19 protein-coding genes are annotated in these 19,245 nt (G+C 67.0%); 12 read left to right on the top strand and 7 right to left on the bottom strand.

Going from position 1 to position 19,245, the window contains the following annotated elements:
- The first annotated feature begins 42 nt into the window (after window positions 1-42).
- Together KIT25_00600 and KIT25_00605 are read left to right on the top strand one after the other, a co-directional pair.
- Window positions 43-534 (top strand): Lrp/AsnC family transcriptional regulator, encoded by a 492-nt coding sequence (locus tag KIT25_00600; protein UYN95479.1) that lies wholly within the window; start codon window positions 43-45, stop codon window positions 532-534.
- Between the two features lie 73 nt (window positions 535-607).
- Window positions 608-1,405, top strand: coding sequence for a class II aldolase/adducin family protein (locus tag KIT25_00605; GenBank protein UYN95480.1), 798 nt, complete (start codon window positions 608-610; stop codon window positions 1,403-1,405).
- 385 nt (window positions 1,406-1,790) lie between these two features.
- Here the strand turns inward: KIT25_00605 and KIT25_00610 are convergent, their stop codons facing one another.
- The gene (locus KIT25_00610) at window positions 1,791-2,231 is read right to left on the bottom strand and encodes a two pore domain potassium channel family protein (GenBank protein ID UYN95481.1); all 441 of its coding nucleotides are present in this window, start codon (window positions 2,229-2,231) and stop codon (window positions 1,791-1,793) included.
- 1 nt (window position 2,232) lies between these two features.
- Complete coding sequence (locus tag KIT25_00615) at window positions 2,233-3,513, bottom strand: acyl-CoA dehydrogenase family protein (protein UYN95482.1); 1,281 nt, start codon at window positions 3,511-3,513, stop codon at window positions 2,233-2,235.
- A gap of 9 nt (window positions 3,514-3,522) precedes the next feature.
- Between KIT25_00615 and KIT25_00620 the strand changes: the two genes are divergently transcribed.
- Together KIT25_00620 and KIT25_00625 are read left to right on the top strand one after the other, a co-directional pair.
- On the top strand, window positions 3,523-4,275 hold the full coding sequence (locus tag KIT25_00620; GenBank protein ID UYN95483.1) for an alpha/beta hydrolase: 753 nt from the start codon (window positions 3,523-3,525) through the stop codon (window positions 4,273-4,275).
- A gap of 15 nt (window positions 4,276-4,290) precedes the next feature.
- Entirely contained in the window at window positions 4,291-5,277 is a 987-nt protein-coding gene (locus KIT25_00625) for a tripartite tricarboxylate transporter substrate binding protein (protein UYN95484.1), read from the top strand.
- On the opposite strand, the gene KIT25_00630 is transcribed toward KIT25_00625, so the two are convergent.
- Window positions 5,274-6,869 (bottom strand): GMC family oxidoreductase N-terminal domain-containing protein, encoded by a 1,596-nt coding sequence (locus KIT25_00630; protein ID UYN95485.1) that lies wholly within the window; start codon window positions 6,867-6,869, stop codon window positions 5,274-5,276. The genes KIT25_00625 and KIT25_00630 overlap by 4 nt on opposite strands.
- Before the next feature lie 49 nt (window positions 6,870-6,918).
- Here KIT25_00630 and KIT25_00635 point away from each other — a divergent pair, with 49 nt between their 5' ends.
- Window positions 6,919-8,565, top strand: coding sequence for a hypothetical protein (locus KIT25_00635; GenBank protein UYN95486.1), 1,647 nt, complete (start codon window positions 6,919-6,921; stop codon window positions 8,563-8,565).
- Here the strand turns inward: KIT25_00635 and KIT25_00640 are convergent, their stop codons facing one another.
- Window positions 8,566-9,372: an aldolase gene (locus tag KIT25_00640; GenBank protein ID UYN95487.1), complete on the bottom strand. Its 807-nt coding sequence runs from the start codon at window positions 9,370-9,372 to the stop codon at window positions 8,566-8,568.
- 40 nt (window positions 9,373-9,412) lie between these two features.
- Between KIT25_00640 and KIT25_00645 the strand changes: the two genes are divergently transcribed.
- From KIT25_00645 to KIT25_00675, 7 genes are all read left to right on the top strand, one after another.
- A complete protein-coding gene (locus KIT25_00645) occupies window positions 9,413-9,805 on the top strand; it encodes a VOC family protein (GenBank protein UYN95488.1) in 393 nt (130 codons plus the stop codon).
- Window positions 9,806-9,886: 81 nt separating this feature from the next.
- The gene (locus tag KIT25_00650; protein UYN95489.1) at window positions 9,887-11,488 is read left to right on the top strand and encodes an ABC transporter substrate-binding protein; all 1,602 of its coding nucleotides are present in this window, start codon (window positions 9,887-9,889) and stop codon (window positions 11,486-11,488) included.
- Window positions 11,489-11,515: 27 nt separating this feature from the next.
- Window positions 11,516-12,463: an ABC transporter permease gene (locus KIT25_00655; protein UYN95490.1), complete on the top strand. Its 948-nt coding sequence runs from the start codon at window positions 11,516-11,518 to the stop codon at window positions 12,461-12,463.
- Between the two features lie 6 nt (window positions 12,464-12,469).
- Window positions 12,470-13,363 carry an ABC transporter permease gene (locus KIT25_00660; protein UYN95491.1) on the top strand — a complete coding sequence of 298 codons (894 nt, stop codon included), beginning with the start codon at window positions 12,470-12,472 and terminating at the stop codon, window positions 13,361-13,363.
- The gene (locus KIT25_00665) at window positions 13,360-14,349 is read left to right on the top strand and encodes an ABC transporter ATP-binding protein (GenBank protein UYN95492.1); all 990 of its coding nucleotides are present in this window, start codon (window positions 13,360-13,362) and stop codon (window positions 14,347-14,349) included. Before KIT25_00660 ends, KIT25_00665 begins: the two co-directional genes overlap by 4 nt.
- Window positions 14,342-15,316 (top strand): dipeptide ABC transporter ATP-binding protein, encoded by a 975-nt coding sequence (locus KIT25_00670; protein UYN95493.1) that lies wholly within the window; start codon window positions 14,342-14,344, stop codon window positions 15,314-15,316. The genes KIT25_00665 and KIT25_00670 overlap by 8 nt, the downstream gene beginning before the upstream one ends.
- A 30-nt stretch (window positions 15,317-15,346) precedes the next feature.
- Complete coding sequence (locus tag KIT25_00675; protein UYN95494.1) at window positions 15,347-16,966, top strand: choline dehydrogenase; 1,620 nt, start codon at window positions 15,347-15,349, stop codon at window positions 16,964-16,966.
- Between the two features lie 3 nt (window positions 16,967-16,969).
- Here the strand turns inward: KIT25_00675 and KIT25_00680 are convergent, their stop codons facing one another.
- The 3 genes from KIT25_00680 to KIT25_00690 are packed head-to-tail and all read right to left on the bottom strand — an operon-like array spanning window position 16,970 to window position 19,181.
- On the bottom strand, window positions 16,970-17,572 hold the full coding sequence (locus KIT25_00680) for an alkylhydroperoxidase domain protein (GenBank protein ID UYN95495.1): 603 nt from the start codon (window positions 17,570-17,572) through the stop codon (window positions 16,970-16,972).
- Entirely contained in the window at window positions 17,569-18,147 is a 579-nt protein-coding gene (locus KIT25_00685) for a CMD domain protein (GenBank protein ID UYN95496.1), read from the bottom strand. The genes KIT25_00680 and KIT25_00685 overlap by 4 nt, the downstream gene beginning before the upstream one ends.
- Window positions 18,144-19,181 carry a putative FMN-dependent luciferase-like monooxygenase gene (locus KIT25_00690; GenBank protein UYN95497.1) on the bottom strand — a complete coding sequence of 346 codons (1,038 nt, stop codon included), beginning with the start codon at window positions 19,179-19,181 and terminating at the stop codon, window positions 18,144-18,146. Before KIT25_00690 ends, KIT25_00685 begins: the two co-directional genes overlap by 4 nt.
- Window positions 19,182-19,245 lie beyond the last annotated feature (64 nt).

Here is a 19,245-nt window from a genome sequence, read left to right on the forward strand (position 1 = left end):
GCGGCCGACAGTGGCCGGCCGAACCCCCGGGGTGCCGACGACATGGATGCGATCGACCGCAAAATCGTGACCCTGCTGCAGGACGATGCCAGCCTGTCGCTGGCCCAGATCGCCCATCGGGTCGGCCTGTCGCAAAGCCCGTGCTGGAAGCGCATCCAGCGGCTCGAGAAGTCGGGAATCATCCTGAGGCGGGTGGCCCTGGTTTCGCCTGAGGCCGTCGGCATGAGCCTCACCGTCTTCGTGTCGATCGAAACGGGCGATCATTCGACGGCATGGCTGTCGAAATTCGCCCAGACGGTGACGGCAATGCCCGAGGTGATGGAGTTCCATCGCATGGCCGGCGACATCGACTACATGCTGCGCGTGGCGGTCCCGAACATGCAGGCCTACGACGCCTTCTACAAACGCCTGATCGACACCATGCCGCTCAAGAACGTCACGTCGCGCTTCGCCATGGAACGCATCAAGTCGACCACCGCCTACCCGCTGGCGGCGGATGCCCGCAATCCTCGGGAGCCCCGGAAGAAACGCTGACCGGGGTTGCGTGGACGCCGGTGGAGGCGCGGAGTAGCGTAGCGCCAGCCGCCGCAACCTCCGGAGCCCCGCCATGAGCGTGCATGTCCTCAAGACGCCGACCGTCTCCAGCCTGCGTTCCAAGGTGTCGCCGGAGGAGTGGCAGGCGCGCGTCGATCTTGCCGCCTGCTATCGGCTGATGGACGTCTACGGCATGACCGACCTGATCGCCAACCACATCTCGATGCGGGTGCCGGGCGAACCGGACCACTTCCTGATCAATGCCTATGGGTTGCTCTATGAAGAAATCACGGCATCGAGCCTGGTCAAGATCGACCACGAGGGCAACATCCTCGCCAAGCCCGACTTCGGACCGGGCCTCGACTACGGAGTCAACCGCGCGGGCTTCGTGATCCATAGCGCGATCCATATGGCGAAGCCCAAGGTCGCTTGCGTGATCCACACCCACACCTGGGCCGGCATGGCCGTCTCGACCATGGAATGCGGCCTGCTGCCGAACACTCAGACCTCGATGCGCTTCGCCCACATCGGCTATCACGACTATGACGGCGTGGTGGTCGACACCGCGATGCGCGAGGCGCTGGTCAAGGATCTCGGCGACAACAACGCCCTGATCCTGCGCAATCACGGCCTGCTCACGACCGGCGCGACCGTTCCCGAGGCCTTCAACGCCATGCACCGACTGGAGCTTTCCTGCAAGACGCAGATCGCGGCGATGTCGTGCAACACGCCGCTCATCAAGGTGCCGGACGACGTCGTCGAGGCGACCTACATGAACTACCAGCCGCACATCCGCCGCCCGTTCGGCGTGCTCGACTGGCCGGCGCTCCTGCGCAAGCTCGACCGGATCGATCCGAGCTACCGCGACTAAGGGCAACCGCCGGGAGGTTTCGGAGGATTCGCGGCAATTCCGGCAATTTTGGCAGGCGTCGGCGGACCACCCCTCGAAGCCCAGGTGAGACGTTCGGGTGAATACCCAACCGGATCAATGGCTTGTCGTGTCTCACCGGGTGAGACATCGGTGAGACATCGGCCTGTGGATGAGTGGACACCGAGGACTGCAGGGGACTGCGAGGATTCGAGGACGAATCGCGTCCGATGCCGATGCCATCGACATCGGAGCGGTCCTCAGGGGTGTGGACGCTTCGAGGACGACCGCCCTGCGGTCACGGCACTTCGGGGAAACTGATGGCGACGCACCTCCGGGGCGAATCGCCGGTCGGGTGTCGTCGCGATGAGGGCGCCGATCTCCGTCGTCATGCCGCCCCCCTCGGGTCGGTGCGCTGGACGACCCGCACGAGCAGCGCCGTCGACCAGCCGAACATCAGCATGCCCGCGGCCGATTCGAGGGCGCCAACCATGCGATGCGCCGGCGACAGCGCGATCTCGCTGGCGCCGACGGTGGTGAAACTCGCCAGCGAAAAGTAGAGCGCGTCGCCGAAGCTGCCAAGTTCGTCCCACTCGAAATGGTAGAGCAGCGCCCACAGGGTGACCTGCAGCATGTGGCCGGCCATCAGCACCAGAACGGCGACCACGCTGTGGGCCAGCATATAGAAGGTCGGCCGCATGGTGCGGCTGGGATGCGGCAGGATCTCCATCATGCGGCTGAGCGTGAGCTGCGCCAGCACCTGGACGATGCCGGTGCCGCCGACCAGCAGCACCCCGCGCAGGACGCGCAGCATGGTTTCGACGTCCATGTCACGCCGCTTTCGGTTTGCCGAGGAGATGATCCGAGATGATGCGCTGCTGGATCTCCGATGTGCCTTCGAAGATCTTGGTGAGCCGCGCGTCACGCCAGTAGCGCTCGACGGCGTGCAAAGTGGTGTAGCCCGCACCGCCGAAGATCTGCAGCGCCTCCGACGTGACGCGCTCGGCCATCTCGGAGGCGTGGAACTTCACCATCGCCGCTTCCTTGTCGCAGCGGCGCCTGCCGTCGATCTCGTCGCACACGAAATACATGAGCTGGCGCGACGCCTCGATCTCGGTCGCCATGCGGGCCAGCCTGAAGCGCGTGTTCTGAAATTCGCCGATCGCCTGGCCGAACTGCCGGCGCTCCTGGGCATAGGCGGTGGCGTCCTCCAGCGCGCCGCGTGCCAGGCCGATGGCGCGCGCGGCGGTGTGGGCTCGCGCCCGTTCGAGTCCTGCCGAGATGTAGTAGAACGCCTTTCCCTCCTCGCCGATCAGCGCCTCGGCCGGCAGGCGGCAATCGTCGAAGGCGAGCTCCCAAGTCTTCCAGCCGAAATAGCCGATCTTGGGGATCGGCGCGCCGCGCACGCCGTCGGGCAGCGTGCCGCGCTGCTTTTCGATCAGGAAGGAGGAGAGGCCGACGTGCTTTCGCCTGGGGTCGGGCGGATCGGAGGTACGCGCGACCAGCATGATGTAGTCGGCGCCGTCGGCGAAAGTGCACCAATACTTGTTGCCGTTGATAATCCAGGAATCGCCGTCGCGGCGCGCGCGGCAGGCGATGTTGCCGAGGTCCGAGCCGACGTCGGGCTCGGACATGGCCGCCGCGCCCAGGAATTCGCCGCGGGCGGCGCGCGGCAGATAGACGGCGCGCTGCGCGTCGGTCATGCCGCGACCGGCGCTCAATCCGTTGCCGCGGGCGATGATGGAGGCGACGCTCATCCAGGCGCGGGCCAACTCCTCGGTGATGAGGCAATACTCGAAGACGCCCAGCCCGAGGCCGCCGTACTGCTCGGGGATGACGATGCCGAAATAGCCCATGTCGGCCAACTTGCGGATCAGCTCCGGCGGGATGTCACCCTTTTCCGGATCGAGCCTGTTGGCGACCGGCAACACCTCCTTCAGGGCGAAGGCGCGCGCCGTTTCCTGGATCATGCGGCGCTCGTCGGTCATGTAGCCCATGGTCTTTCCCCTCCCGTTGCCCCAGCATGCTAGCCGGGAATGCAGTACGACTTCGACAGCGCGACGATCCACTACGACATCCGCGGTGAAGGCCGGCCGATCGTCCTCATCCATGGCTGGACCATGGATCACAAGGTCGAGCAGGCCGATCTCGAGCCGATCTTCGAGGGACGAAACGGCTGGCGGCGAATCTACTTCGACCTGCCCGGCATGGGCCGCTCGGCAGCCAAGGCCTCGTTGCGCGCGCAGGACGACATGCTCGAGGCGGTGCTCGCCTTCATCGATCATGTCGTGCCCGACGGCCGGTTCGTGCTCGCCGGCACCTCCGGCGGCGCCTACCTCGCGCGCGCCGTCGCGGTGAAGCGGCGCGCCCGGGTGGCCGGCCTGCTGCTGCGCATGCCCGCCGTCATCGCCGATACGACCAAGCGCACCCTGCCGCCGCAACAACCCCTGGTCCGCAACTCCGCCTTGATGGCCTCGCTGGACCCGGACGAACGCCTGCGGCTGGCCGACGCGCTGGTCCAGTCGCCGTCCTATCTCGAGGCCTTCGGACGGCGCCGGCGAACGCTGGTCGAGCCGGCCATCGAGGCAGCCTCGCCGCTGGTTGTCGAGATGCGCGCCGATCCGGCGCGCTATGGATTTTCCTTCGACCTGCCGGCAATGGAAAAGACCTTCTCGGAGCCGACCCTTATCATCACCGGGCGGCAGGATCCTGTCGTCGGCTATCGCGACGCCTGGGACATCCTGGAAAGCTACCCGCGCGCGAGCTTCGTCGTGCTCGACCGGGCGGATCATGGCTGGCCGATCGAACGGCCGGACCTGCTGGCCGCCCTCGTGGACGACTGGCTGGCGCGCATCGTGCTTGGCGAGAGTTAGCGTTAGGAGACGTCGATGTTCAGCGTGTTTCGTCGTGGTGCGTTGTTTGCGGTACTCGCTGCACCCCTTGCCCTGCTGCCGGGCCAGGGGGGTGCGCAGGATTGGCCCAACCGGCCGGTCACTCTCTACATGGGATTTCCGGCGGGGTCGGGCGTCGACGTCGTGGCGCGCTTGCTGCAACCCTCGCTTGAGAAGAGCCTCGGCCAACGGCTGGTCATCGACTACAAGTCGGGCGCTGGCGGAAATCTCGCCTCCGAGACCGTCGCCAAGGCAAAGCCCGACGGCTACACTTTCCTGCTCGGCACGGCGGCGACCCATGGCGTCAATGCCGCGCTCTACAAGAAGCTGCCGTTCGACGTCGAGGCCGACTTCACGCCGGTCGGCAACATCGTCGACGTGCCCAACGTTCTGGCGATCAACCCGGCGGTGATCGACGCCAAGGACGTGAAGGACTTCATCGCCAAGGTGAAGGCCGAGCCCGGCAAGTACAGCTTCGCTTCGACCGGCAACGGCACCGGCACGCACCTGGCATTTGCCGCTTTCAACGCGCAGGCCGGTCTGAACATGGTGCATGTGCCCTACAAGGGCGGTCCGGACGCGACCAACTCGCTGCTCAAGGGCGAGACCTGCTGCAGCTTCCCGCTCCTGCAGGCCATGCTCCAGCACGCCAGGGCCGGCCGCGTGCGATTGCTCGGCGTGACGACGGCCAGGAGAGTCGCCGTCGTGCCCGACCTGCCGACCATCGCCGAGCAGGGTCTGCCGGGCTACGAGAGCTTCATCTGGTTCGGCATCTTCGCGCCCAAGGGGCTCGATCCCGCGATCGTCGCCAGGATGAATGCCGCCCTGAAGACCGCGATCGAGGATCCGGAGGTCAACAAGAAACTGGTCGAGCTCGGCAACACGCCGCGCTACGAGACGGCGCAGCAATTCGTCGCGACCGTGAAGGCCGACCGTGCCAAGTGGGCCGAGGTGGTGAAAGCGGCTGGCGCGACCATCGACTAGGCCGCTGCCTCCTCGCGGATCATCGCCGCGCCCTTCTCGCCGATCATGATGGTCGGCGCGTTCGTGTTGCCGGTGGTGAGCGTTGGCATCACCGAGGCGTCGATCACGCGCAGGCCCTGCACGCCGTGCACGCGCAGGCGCGAATCGACGACGGCACGCGGATCCTCGCCCATCCGGCAAGTGCCGACCGGATGATAGAGCGTGCTGCCGGTTCTGCGGGCGTAGGCGAGTAGGTCGGCGTCGCTCTCGATGCCGGCACCGGGCTGCAGTTCGCCCCTGCTGAATCGCGTGAGAGAAGGCTGGGCGAAGATCCTGCGTACCAGTCGGATGCCCGAGAGCAACGCCAGTTCGTCGGTCCGGGTCGAGAGGTAGTTGGGCCTGATATGCGGTCGCGCGAAGGGATCGGCGGAGGCAGCCATGATGGTGCCGCGGCTGTCGGGCTTGACCACGCAGATCACGCAACTCATGCCCGGCTCGGTGTCGAGTGCGCCCGGTCGCGTGATGCTGGCGCTGCCTGGCGTGAAGAGGAGCTGCAGGTCGGGCGAGGCCAGTCCCTCGCGGCTGTCGCAGAAGACCTGCGCCGTGGTGACGCCGAAGGTGAGGGCGCCGCGCCCGGTCAGGAAGAAGCGTGCGATCTCGGGCAGCACGCGCGGGAAGCGGGCCACTTCGTTGACCGTGGGCGTGCCATGCACGCGATGGATCACCCGGATCACGTAGTGGTCGATCAAATTGGCGCCGACGCCCGGCAGGTCATGCACCATGGGAATGCCGAGGGATTGCAGGTGCGCCGCCGGGCCGATGCCCGAGATCTGGAGGATGTGCGGCGAGTTCACGGCGCCGCCGCAGACGATGACCTCGCGGTTGGCACGCACGGTGGTCAGGTTGCCGCCGCGCTGGAACTCCACGCCGGTGCAGTGTCTGCCCTCGAAGGTGAGGCGCCCGCCCTGTGCGTCGGTTTCGATGCGCAAGTTCGCCCGCCGTCGGGCCTCGCGCAGGAACGTCTGGGCGGTCGAGCCGCGAAAACGGCCGCGGCGCGTCATCTGGGAGTAGCCGACGCCGTCGCGCTGCTTGCCATTGAGATCGGGATTGAAGCGGAAGCCCGCCTCCTGTGCGGCCCTGACGAAGTGATGCGTGAGCGGCAGGATGGTGCGGTAGTCTTCGACCTTGAGCGGGCCGCCCCGTCCACGCAATTCGGGGTCGCCGCCTTGAACGTAGTGCTCGCTTTTCTTGAAGTAGGGCAGCACGTCGTCCCAGCTCCAGCCTCGTGCGCCCATCTGCGCCCAGCCGTCGAAGTCGGCCGGCGCGCCGCGCACATAGAGCATGCCATTGATCGACGACGAGCCGCCAAGCGTCCGCCCGCGTGGCCACTCCATGCGCCGGTCGTGCGTGCCGGACTCGGGCTCCGTCGTGAAGTTCCAGTTGACCAGCGGATTGCGGATCAGCGAGCGCATGCCGGCCGGAACGTGGATCATCGGATGCCAGTCGCTCGGGCCGGCCTCGAGCAGGATCACCGAGGCGCCGGTTTCCGACAGACGAGACGCCACCACGCATCCGGCCGAGCCCGCACCGACGACAACGTAATCCGCTTGCATGCGTTTCTCCCGTGTGGCCACTGATACCACGAAAGCGAGGGAGCGACGCATGCGCGGCCGGCAAGTGTTCTTTGAAACGCTGATCAATCACGGCGTCGACCGCATCTTCGGCAACCCAGGCACGACCGAGAGCCCGCTGCTCGATTCGCTGCTCGACCATCCGTCGATCCAGTACATCATCCACCTGCACGAGGGCGTGGCGACCGGCGCCGCCAACTTCTATGCCCAGGCGAGCGGCAAGACGGCGTTCGTGAACCTTCATGTGGCGCCTGGCCTCGGCAACGCGATTGGCGCTATCTACAGCGCCTGGAAGAACCACTCGCCAATGGTGGTGACCGCGGGCCAGCAGGACACGCGGCTGCGGCTGCGCGACCCGGTGCTGGGCCACGATCTCGCGGCCATGGCCGCACCCGTCACAAAGTGGAGCGTGCAGGTCGAGAGCGCCGACGAACTCGGTCCCATTCTGCAGCGCGCGTTCAAGATCGCCAACGAAGCGCCAGCCGGACCGGTGTTCGTCGCGCTACCGATCAATGTCATGGAGCAGGAAACGACGATTCCGCCCGGCCGCCCGGCCACGTCCTACCTTGCGAGCCGCCCCGACCCGGCGGGTATCGCGGCCATGGCGAAGCTGCTGGCCGCCGCGAAGAGTCCGGCCATCGTCGCCGGCGATGACGTGGCGCGTGCCGGCGCCAACGGCACCTTGGTAAAGCTCGCCGAAAAGGCGGGGGCGGCCGTGTGGTTCGAGGGCCTGCGTGGGCGCAATTCATTTCCCACCGACCACGCCGCCTATCGCGGCACTCTCGCCTTCGACGCGCCGGGCGTGGCCAAGCAGTTCTCCGGCAACGATCTGGTGCTGATGGTGGGTGGCCCATTCTTCGAGGAAGTCTGGTACGCGCCCGGTGCGCCGTTCCCGGCAGGATGCAAGACGCTGCAGATCGAAGCCGCGCCGGCGCCGCTGGCCTACAACTTTGCGCTCGATGTCGGCGTACTGGCGGAAACGGGCGCGGCGCTCGATGCGCTCCTGGCGGCGCTGCCGCCCCTCGATGGCGCGGCCGGACGCAATGCGGCGCTGGCGGCCCAGAGGGAAGTTGACGACGCGGCGCAGAAGGCTCGGGTCGAGAAGGCCTGGTCGCGCACGCCGACCTCGATGGCTCGCTGCATGGCGGAGGTGAGGGCGGGCACGCCCAGGGGCGCCATCATGGTCGACGAGACCATCACGGCGAACCTCGACCTCTTTAAAACCTTCACCTTCTCGGAGCCAGACGACTATTTCTCCGGTCGTGGCGGCGGCATCGGCCAGGGGCTGGCGGGCGCCATCGGCGTCTCCGTGGCACGGCCCGATGCGCCCATCCTCTGCATGTCGGGCGACGGCTCGTCCATGTACTCGATCCAGGCGCTCTGGACGGCGGCGCATCATGGTCTGCCGATCGTGTTCGTCATCCTCGCCAACCGCGAGTATCGCGTGCTCAAGCACAATATCGACGCCTACCGCGCTCGCTTCGACGTGAGGTCGAACAAGCCCTACATGCACATGGATCTTAGCGGCCCGACGATGGGCTTCGTCGACATGGCCAAGGGCATGGGCGTCGCCGGCACCTATGTGGCCAAGGCCGACGACATCAAGGGCGCCGTCGCGGCCGCCTTCGCATCGGGCAAGCCGCATCTGATCGAAATCGAGATCGAGGGGAAGCGGTAGCTACCTCCTCCTCGCCGGCTTTGCCTTCGCCATCGCGCGTACCTTGTCATGATGAGCGCGCGCGGCGCCGGTGAGCATGGGCAGGTCGTTCCCCGCGAGCAGGAACTTCATGCCTTTGCCGATATAGAGCCCCAGCAGTTCCTCGCTGTAGGCGCCGCCCATGCCGGGGAACTTGCCGTGCTTCCGGCAGGCGGCGACGACGCGATCTACCGCGGACTGGATTTTCTCGTGGCCGGTTTCGCCGGGGATGCCGAGCTCGACCGACAGATCGGACGAGCCGATCAGCAGACTGTCGATGCCGGGCACCGCCGCGATGGCGTCGGCGTTCCGCACCGCCTTGGGCGTCTCGATCATCACCGTGATTAGGACGTTGTCGTTCGCCCGCTTGATGAACTCGCCCATCTTCATCGGCTGGTAGTCGAACTGCGCCTGGCCGCCGCCGACCGAGCGGTGGCCGAGTGGCGGGTAGCGAAGCCTGTCGGCGATCTCGCGCGCCTCGTCGGCGGTGTCGACATGGGGGATCACGATTCCGAGCGCGCCGCCGTCGAGCAGCCGCGTCGCCATGGCGAGCTCACCGTGGGGAACGCGCACGATCGGCGCGATACCGGAATCCTGAGCCGCTACACAAATCTCCGCCGCCGTCTCGATCGACATGATCCCGTGCTCGAGATCGAGGAACAGCCAGTCGAAGCCGGCCGCCTTCATCACCTTGATGATGTCGACATTGCGCACCAGCCGGATGCCGATGCCCACGGCAAGCTGGTTCTTCCTCAATCGCGCCTTGGCGGCGTTGATGGCATGGGCCATGGTTTCCCCCTCGATACGTCTTTGCGGTAGGCTAGTCGTCATGACATTCCGTGTCGAACGGATCGACCATGTCGTGCTGCGGGTGCAGGACCTGCCGGCCATGGTGGCTTTTTACGAGCGCGCGCTGGGGTTCAAGGTCGAGCGCCGCGTCGAGCGCATCGGCCTGGTCCAGATGCGGGCTGGCGCCTCGATGTTGGATCTGGTGCCGGGTGAGCGACCCGCCAGGGGCGCCAACATGGACCATTTGTGCTTCCGCATAGAGCCCTTCGATCGCGCCGCCATTGTCGAACGGCTGTCTGTGCACGGCATTGCGGTGGGCGAAACGGCGGACCGCTACGGCGCGGAAGGCAGCGGGCCCTCGGTCTACTTCCACGATCCCGAAGGCAACCAGATCGAGCTCAAGGGGCCGAGCCGCGACGGGCCGGCGCATTAGGGCTTGGCCGTTGCGCTCCATATGCTAGCCTGCCGGCAATCAATCGATAAATTTGACTCGCGTGAACTGGGAGGAAGTCTGATGCGGAAAGCTGCACTCGTTGCTGTGACTGTTGCCGCGTTCGCGACCGGCGTGCCGGTCGCGTTTGCCCAGAAGCAGGGCGGCATTCTCAAGGTGACGCACCGGGACAATCCGCCGAGTGCCTCGATCCACGAGGAGGCGACGATCTCGACCGTCATTGCCTTCATGCCGGTCTTCAACAATCTCGTGATGTTCGACCCGAAGGAGAAGTTCAACTCCCCGGACAAGATCGTGCCCGACCTGGCCGAAAGCTGGTCGTGGAACGCCGACAAAACGAAGCTCACCTTCAAGCTGCGCTCGGGGGTGAAGTGGCACGACGGCAAGCCGTTCTCGGCCAGCGACGTGAAGTGCACGTTCGATGCTTTGACCGGGCAAGGCGATGAGAAGGTCAAGGACCTGATCCGCAAGAATCCGCGCAAGGTTTGGTACGACAATCTCAAGGAGATAACCGTCGGCTCTCCAACCGAGGTGACGTTCACGCTCGGTCGGCCACAGCCGTCGTTCCTGTCGATGCTGGCCTCGGGCTACACTCCGGTATACGCCTGCCATGTCGACGGTCGCACCCTGCGGTCCAAGCCGATCGGCACGGGCCCGTTCAAGGTCGTTGACTTCAAGCGCAACGAATCGATCAAGCTCGAGCGCAACCCCGACTACTGGAAGAAGGGGCAGCCCTATCTCGACGGCATCGAGTACAAGATCGTTCCCAACCGCAGCACGCGCGTGCTCGGGTTCGTCGCCGGCGAATTCGACATGACGTTCGATTCGGATATCACCTTCCCGCTGCTCAAGGACGTCAAGGATCAGGCGCCCCACGCGGTGTGCGAGGCGCGGCCGACCAACGTCCGCTCCAACCTGATCGTCAATCGCGACAGGGAGCCGTTCGACAACCCCAAGATCCGCGAGGCGCTGGTGCTGGCGATCGACCGCAAGCCGTTCAGCGACATCCTGACCCAGGGCAACGACCTGATCGGTGCGGCCATGCTGCCGGCACCTGCCGGCGTCTGGGGCATGAAGGCCGAGGAATTGGCCAAGCTGCCGGGCTTCGGGCCGGACACGGCGAAGAACATCGCCGACGCCCAGAACATCATGAAGAGCCTGGGGTACGGGCCCGACAAGCCGCTCAAGGTCAAGGTGGCGACCCGCAACATCGCCATCTATCGCGACCCGGCCGTCATCCTGATCGACCAGCTCAAGAAGATCTACATCGACGGCGAGCTCGATCCGATCGACACCACCGTCTGGTTCACCCGCGTCCAGCAGAAGAACTACCAGATCGGCCTCAACCTGACCGGCGCGGGTGTCGACGACCCGGACGTGATGTTCTTCGAGAACTTCCACAGCAAGTCGTCGCGCAACTACACCGGCTACAACAATCCCGAGATCGACAAGCTGATCGTCGAGCAGTCGAGCATCGAGGACAAGGCCGCGCGCATGAAGCTGGTGGCCCAGATCGAGGAGATCCTGACCAAGGACGCCGCGCGGCCCACCATCCTGCACAACGTCTCCAACACGTGCTGGCAGCCGTTCGTGAAGGGAGTCGTGCTGCAGCACAACAGCATCTACAACAGCTGGCGGTTCGAGAACATCTGGCTGGAGAAGTAGCCGCAACACCGGCCTGGGACGGCGTCGATGGGAGCTTACCTGACGAGGCGCGTGCTGCTGATGGCGCTGACATTGCTCGGCATGTCGGTGCTCATCTTCGTCATGCTGCGCCTCGTCCCGGGCGACATCGCCGACATCCTGGTGGACTCGGCCGGCATCGTCGATGCCGACGAGAAAGCGAAGATCGTCAAGGAGCTCGGCCTCGACCGGCCGTTGGTGGAACAGTACCTCTACTGGCTGGGAGGGCTGTTCCAGGGCGATCTCGGCTTCGCCTATGTCTCCGAGCGGCCGGCGCTCGAGGAGATCGCTCCGCGCATCCCGGTCAGCGCGAAGCTCGCCCTGCTGGCGCTGATCTATTCGGTGATCCTCGGCGTGCCGCTCGGCGTCATCAGCGCGGTGCGCCAGAACACCGGCCTCGACTACATCCTGCGCGTGTTCAGTCTCAGCGGCCTGTCGCTGCCGTCGTTCTGGCTGGCGCTGCTCATCCTCATGGCCTCGGTCCAGTGGTTCGGCGTCATCCCGATCTACACCAACGAACCTCGAAGCATGATCGACGAGATTTTGCTGCTCAGCGTGCCAGCGGCCGCCGTCGGGTTCCGAAGCTCGGCGCTGATCATGCGATTGACGCGCTCGTCCATGCTCGAGGTGCTGCGGCAGGACTATATCCGCACCGCCCGTTCCAAGGGCGCCTCGCAGACCTCGGTGAACTACGAACACGCCCTGCAGAACGCCCTGCTCCCGGTCGTCACCATCATCGGCATCGAGGCGGCGTTCCTGATTGGCGGCCTGATCGTCACCGAGACCGTGTTCAACATCCCCGGCGTCGCCCGCTTCCTGGTCGAGGCGATCCTGTGGCGCGACTACCCGATCGTGCAGAACATCGTGATGCTGATCGCCTTCATTACGGTGGTCGTCAACTTTCTGGTGGACATGGCGTATATGCTGCTCGACCCCCGCATCAAGTACGCCGACTGAGGGATCATGGCCATCATCGACCATGACGCCGCACTCGCCCGCGCCGGGGCCAACGTCACCGGCTTCTGGAGCCAGGCGGCCTTTCTCGCCCGTCGCTATCCGTTGGGCGCCGTCGGCGGGCTGATCGTCATCCTCTTCGTCCTGACGGCGACCTTCGCCAACGTCATCGCGCCGGTCGATCCGCTGAGCACCAACTCGCGCGCCTCCCTGGCTGCCCCGAGCTCCAGTTTCTGGCTCGGCGCCGACTTCATGGGACGGGACATGTTCAGCCGCATCGTCTACGGCGCGCGCATCTCGCTCGCCGTGGCCGCCGGCGCCACCGGGCTGGGCTTCGTGATCGGCATCGCCATCGGCCTCGCCAGTGGCTTCCTGGGTGGGTGGTTCGACCTCATCACGCAGCGCGTGATGGACATCATGCAGGCCCTGCCGCTGCTCGTCCTGGCGCTGGTCATGGCGGCCTCGCTCGGCCCGTCCCTCGAGAACACGATCATCGCCATCGCCGTCGCCCTGGTACCTAACGTTGCGCGCGTCGTGCGCTCGAGCACGCTGTCGCTGCGCGAGCAGCCCTTCGTCGAGGCGGCGCGCGCCGTCGGCATGGGTGAAGTGCGGATCGCCATCCGCCACGTGCTGCCTAACACCTTGGCGCCGCTGATCGTGCTGGCGACGGCGCAGCTCGGCTCGGCGATCCTCACCGAGGCGTCGCTGTCGTTCCTCGGCCTCGGCATCCCGGAGCCTTATCCGTCGTGGGGCCGCATGCTGTCGGAGTCGGCCGCCGAGTACGTGCGCACCGCACCGTGGCTGGTGATCTTCCCCGGCGTCGCCATCAGCCTCACCGTGTTCGGCACCAATCTGCTGGGCGATGCGTTGCGAGACATCTTCGATCCGCGGGAGCGCACATGAGCGCTCTGCTCGAGGTCGACGACCTCGGTACGTGGTTCTATACACGACAAGGCATCGTCAAGGCCGTCGATGGGGTGGATTTCCAGGTTGCCGCGGGCGAGACCCTGGCGATCGTCGGCGAATCGGGCTGCGGCAAGAGCATGACCGCGCTGTCCCTGATGCGCCTGATCCCCGATCCGCCGGGCCGCATCGTGTCGGGATCGGTGCGGCTCGCGGGCCGCGACCTGCTCAAGATCAGCGAAGAAGAGATGCGCGACGTGCGCGGCAACGAGATCTCGATGATCTTCCAGGAGCCGATGACGTCGCTCAACCCGGTCATGACCATCGGCAAGCAGATCGCCGAGGCGCTGATCCTGCACCGTGACATGGACAAGAAGGCGGCGCACAAGCGCGCCATCGAGATGCTCGATCTCGTGCGCATCCCCGAGCCGGCGCAGCGCGCCAAGGAGTATCCGCACCAGCTCTCCGGCGGCATGCGCCAGCGCGCCATGATCGCCATGGCGCTGGCCTGCAATCCCAAGGTGCTGATCGCGGACGAGCCCACCACGGCGCTCGACGTCACCATCCAGGCGCAGATCCTGGAGCTGATCGTCGAACTGCAGCGCGAGTTCAGCGCCGCCGTCATCCTGATCACGCACGACCTCGGCGTGGTCGCCGAGACGGCGCGGCGTGTCATCGTCATGTATGCCGGCCGCAAGGTCGAGGAGGCAGAGGTCGGAGAGCTCTTCGCCAAGCCGATGCATCCCTACACGGTCGGCCTGCTCGCCTCGATCCCTCGGCTCGACCTGATGCGCGGCAAGGAGCAGAGCATCGGCTCCCGGCTGCAGGAGATTCCCGGCATCGTGCCGCCGTTGTTCGACCTGCCGCAGGGCTGCGCCTTCGCGCCGCGCTGCGGCAAGGCCGACGACCATTGCCGGCGCGAGCGTCCGGCCTACGAGCAGAAGAGGACAGGCCATTGGGTCGCCTGCTGGCACGCCGATGGCTAGCGCCAACATGCCGGTCGTCGAGGTCAAGGACCTCAAGAAGCACTTCCCGGTGCGCAAGGGGCTGCTGCGAAGCACGGTCGGCCACGTCTATGCCGTCGACGGCGTGAGCTTCACCATCGGGGCGGGGGAGACGCTCGGCCTGGTCGGCGAAAGCGGCTGCGGCAAGACCACGGCCGGCCGCACCGTTCTGCGGCTGATCGAGCCGACGTCGGGATCCATCAAGGTCGAGGGCCAGGAGATCGTCGGCCTCGGCAAGGCCGAGATGCGGCCCTACCGGCGGCAGATGCAGATCATCTTCCAGGATCCGTTCTCGTCGCTGAACCCGCGCATGACCGCAGGCGACATCGTCGGCGAGCCCCTTCTGGTGCATGGCGTCGCCAACACGAAGGAACGGGCCGCGCAGGTCGAGGCCCTGTTCCAGCGGGTCGGCCTGCGGCCGGCGCAGATGGCGAACTTCCCGCACCAGTTCTCGGGCGGCCAGCGCCAGCGCATCGGCATCGCCCGCGCACTGGCGCTCGGGCCGAAGCTGATCGTCGGCGACGAGCCGGTCTCGGCGCTCGACGTTTCCATCCAGGCGCAGGTCATCAACCTCCTGATGGACCTGCAGCGCGAGCGCCAGCTCTCCTATCTCTTCATCTCGCACAACCTCGCGGTGGTCGAGCACATCAGCCACCAGATCGCGGTGATGTATCTCGGCCGCATCGTCGAGTACGCCGACACCAGGTCGATCTTCACCCGCGCCCAGCATCCCTATACCGAGGCGCTGCTCTCGGCCGTGCCGGTGCCCGATCCGGCGATCCGCCGCCAGAAGCGCGTCCTGCAGGGCGACGTGCCGAGCCCGGTGAAGCCGCCGCCCGGCTGCCACTTCCACACGCGCTGCCCCTATGCCGTGGCGCGCTGCAAGGTCGAGGCGCCCCCGCTGCGCGAAATCGCGCCGGGCCATCACGTTTCCTGCCATCTGCGCTAGACTGCCCCTCCCAGGGGAGGAAACGGCGTCATGACTGCGTGGGATTACATCATCGTCGGCGGTGGTTCGGCAGGCTGCGTTCTGGCCAACCGGCTGAGCGAGGACGCCAACGTCAAGGTGCTGCTGCTCGAGGCGGGCCCGCGCGACAAGTCGATGTGGATCGACATCCCGGCCGGCTTCACCAAGCTCCTGAACCACAAGTCGCTCAACTGGAATTTCGAGATGGAGGCCGAGGAGGGCATGGCCGGCCGTCGCATCCCGTGCCCGCGCGGCAAGACCCTGGGCGGCTCGAGCTCGATCAACGGCATGCTCTATGTCCGCGGCCAGCCGCTCGACTACGACACCTGGAGCCAGCTCGGCAATCGCGGCTGGTCCTACGAGAGCGTGCTGCCCTACTTCAAGAAGTCGGAGCACTACGAGGGCGAGGGCGATGCCTCGCGCGGCAAGGGCGGCCTGCTGAACGTGCGCGACATGAACGAGCGCCACGTGCTGTGCGACGCCTTCATCGACGCCGCCGAGGCCACCGGCTTCCCGAAGAACAAGGACTACAACAACGGCAACCAGGAAGGCTTCGGCTACTATCAGGTGACGATCAAGAACGGCAAGCGCTGGTCCACGGCGCGCGCCTTCCTCGATCCCGCGCGCGGCCGCCCCAACCTCGCGATCGAGACCGACGCCCTGGTCGACCACGTCGTGCTCGAGGGAAGGCGCGCGGTCGGCGTCGCCTACTCGGTGAACGGCCAGAAGCGCGAGGCGCGCTGCGGCCGCGAGGTCGTCGTGTCGTGCGGCTCCGTCCAGTCGCCCGGCGTGCTCGAGCGCTCGGGCATCGGCCAGCCGGAGCTGCTCCGCCGACTCGGCATCGAGGTCCGCCACGAGCTGAAGGGCGTCGGCGAGAACTACGGCGACCACTTCGCGCCGCGCATGAACTGGCGGGTCAACCAGAAGATCACGCTCAACGAACGGACGCGCGGGCTGAGCCTGCTGCGCGAGATCATGAAGTTCTACACGTCGGGCGCCGGCGTGCTGACCTGGACGGCCGGCGTCGTCTACGGCTTCATCCGCACGCGGCCCGGCCTCGAATCGCCCGACATGCAGTATCACATGGCGCCGGCGAGCTACGATTCGGCGCAGAAGCGCCTGCTCGAGCGCGACCCCGGCATGACCGTGGTGATCGGCCAGTGCCGCCCCGATTCGCGCGGCTCGATCCACATCAGGTCGGCCGAGCCCGGCACCGAGCCCGCGATCAAGCCCAACTTCCTCAGCGCCCAGACCGACCGCGACTGCACCGTCGCGGGCATGCAGATCGCGCGCAGGATCATGCAGCACCCGGCGATCGCCAGGTACATCGCCTTCGAGAACAACCCCGGCGACAAGGTGCAGAGCTACGACGAGTGGCTCGACTTCGCCCGCCGCACCGGACAGACCACCTACCATGTCATCGGCACCTGCAAGATGGGCGGCGATCCGATGGCGGTGGTCGACGATCGCCTGCGCGTGCACGGCATCGCCGGCCTGCGCGTCGTCGACGCCTCGATCATGCCGACCGTCACCTCCGGCAACACCAACGCCCCCACCATCATGATCGCCGAGAAGGGCGCCGACCTGATCAAGGAAGACGCCAGGACGGGCGCTGCGAAGCTCGCCGCCTGATCGCTATTTCTGCTCGGCCGGCACGCCGAGCGAGAGCATCAGGCGGTTGGCCCAGTTGAAGAACGAGGCGGCGCCGATGATGTCGGCGATCGCCGCATCGTCGAGGCCCGCCTGGCGCAGCCGCGCGACGTGTCCGGCGCCGAAGGTCATCGGGATCGTCGTGAGCGCCACCGAGGCGGCGACGATGGCGTCCCAGCGCTCGTCCAGCCCGGCCTCGACGCCTTTCTCGAGCAGGCGGTCGACGTCCTCCGTCCGCTTGGAATAGACCGCGGCGTGGCGGGCGTGGACGGAGGCGCAGTAGATGCAGCCGTTCAGCCGCGAGGTGGCGGCGGCGGCGAGCTCGCGGTCGGCGCGCGGCGCGCCGCCGGCGGTGTTGTAGAAGATGTCCTTGTCGGTGCGCGTGCGCGCCTCGAGCACGTCGGGATCGCGCGCCAGCAGCCGGAAATAGTCGGATTTCGAGCGCGCGGCGTCGACCAGGCTCTCCTTCTGCCGCTCCGTCAGCGCCGCCTCGGCGACCGGCTCGAGCCACGGCAGCCAGTCGAGCATGTCGCGGGTGAAGACGACCGGCTCGGAATGCGCCGGCGGGGTCAGGGTCCTGTCGGTCATGCGAGCTCCGCGTTGAGCACTCTCAGCCCGGCGACGACGCGGATCTGGAAGGCGAGGAAGGAGACGAGCTGGGAGAGAGTCACGATCTCGGTCGTCGTCCAGCCCGCGTCGAGCAGCTTCTGCAGCGCGGCCGCCGAGGCATCGCGCGGATGGAACACCAGCATGTGGACGTGCTCGAAAGCGGCGGCGAGCTTCGGGCCGAGCGCGGCGCGCGCCGCGTCGTCGATGCGATGGATCGGGCCCGCCGCATCCTCGGCGCTGAGCGGACCCCTGGGGAAGCGGCCGTAGGGTCCCTCGCCGCGCGCGGCCGCGACCTGGGCGGCGACGGCGCCGCGCAGTCCCGCCGGCAGCTTCGACTCGTAGTGCGCGCCGGTCCGCGGCTCGCGGTGCAGGCCGGCGACGAAGGCGGCGACGGCGAAACGCTCGTCGGGCGTGAAGCCGCCCGGCGCCGCGGGCGCGAACAGCGCGTCGTAGCTCGCCTGGGCGTGCTTGCGCGCCTCGGCGCGTTGCGCCCGCACGGCGTCGAGCCTCGAGCCCGGCGCGATGCCGACCAGCGCGTCGATGACGTCGCTCATGCCACCCTCCGCACGTCGGGCGCGGCGGCGCCTTGCCAGCCCAATGCCGGTGCGACCTTCTCGGCGACCAGCTCGATCGAGCGCAGGATGAAGGGATGCGGCGGGTCGATCGAATGCGACTGCACGGTGAGGTCGGTGGCGCGCCCGAGCGTGTCGTCGGCCTGCATCGAGGCGATGACCTCGTCGGGCGTGCCGACATGGATGTCGAACGCGGCGATCAGATCGCCCACCAGTTCCCGGGCGTCGCGGTTGCCCGCGTTGGTCAGGCGATGGCGCATGCGCCCGGCACCGATCTCGGCGAGCCGCATCGCCTCCTCGAGGTCGTCGGCCACGAACACGGTGCGCGAGGCGAGGATGCGCGGCTCGCGGCCCTTCGGCAGCGCCTCGAGATAGGCGTCGATCATCGGATTCTGGATGTCGGCCAGGGTGGCGTTCGGCGTCTCGGCCGGTCGCGGCTGGGTGCGCGAGAGCATGAGGCCGTCGCCGGCCAGGCCGGCGCGGCGCGCGCCCTCGACCGAGAAGGTCGCCTGCCAGATCCGGTCGGCGAGGCCCGGGCTCTGCGGATAGAGCCGGTCGCCGCCCGGCAGCTCGCCGCCCGACCAGGCGGTGCGCATCAGGTCGAGATTGCCGTTCATCAGCTTGTGACGGTCGTTGCTGTCGAGCCCGAAGGCGGTGAAGGCGGTCAGGTTGCCGCCCGGCCCGACGCCGATCTCGAGCCGACGCTCGCACATCAGGTCGAGCACCGCGGCATCCTCGGCGACGCGGATCGGCAGTTCGAGCGGCAGGGTGACGATGCCGGTGCCCAGCCGGATGCGCCGCGTGCTGGCGGCGACGTGCGCCAGGAACACGAAGGGTGCCGGCAGGCCGCCTTCGGCCTCGTGGAAATGGTGCTGGGCGATCCAGGCCGAATCGTAGCCGAAGCGCTCGGCGTGCTGGATCTGCGCCGTCGCCAGGCGGTAGCGCTCGGCGGCGTCGGTCTCGTCGAGCAGCCGGGTGAAGAAACCGAGCCGCTTGATGGGGAATTTGGTGCTCATCGGAACGAACTTGGCGCGGATGGCGAGCGGTAGGCAAGCCTTCCCGACCGACCTCTTTGTCGCG

The sequence above is a fragment of the Enhydrobacter sp. genome (genome assembly GCA_025808875.1).
Taxonomy (GTDB): Bacteria; Pseudomonadota; Alphaproteobacteria; order Reyranellales; family Reyranellaceae; genus Reyranella.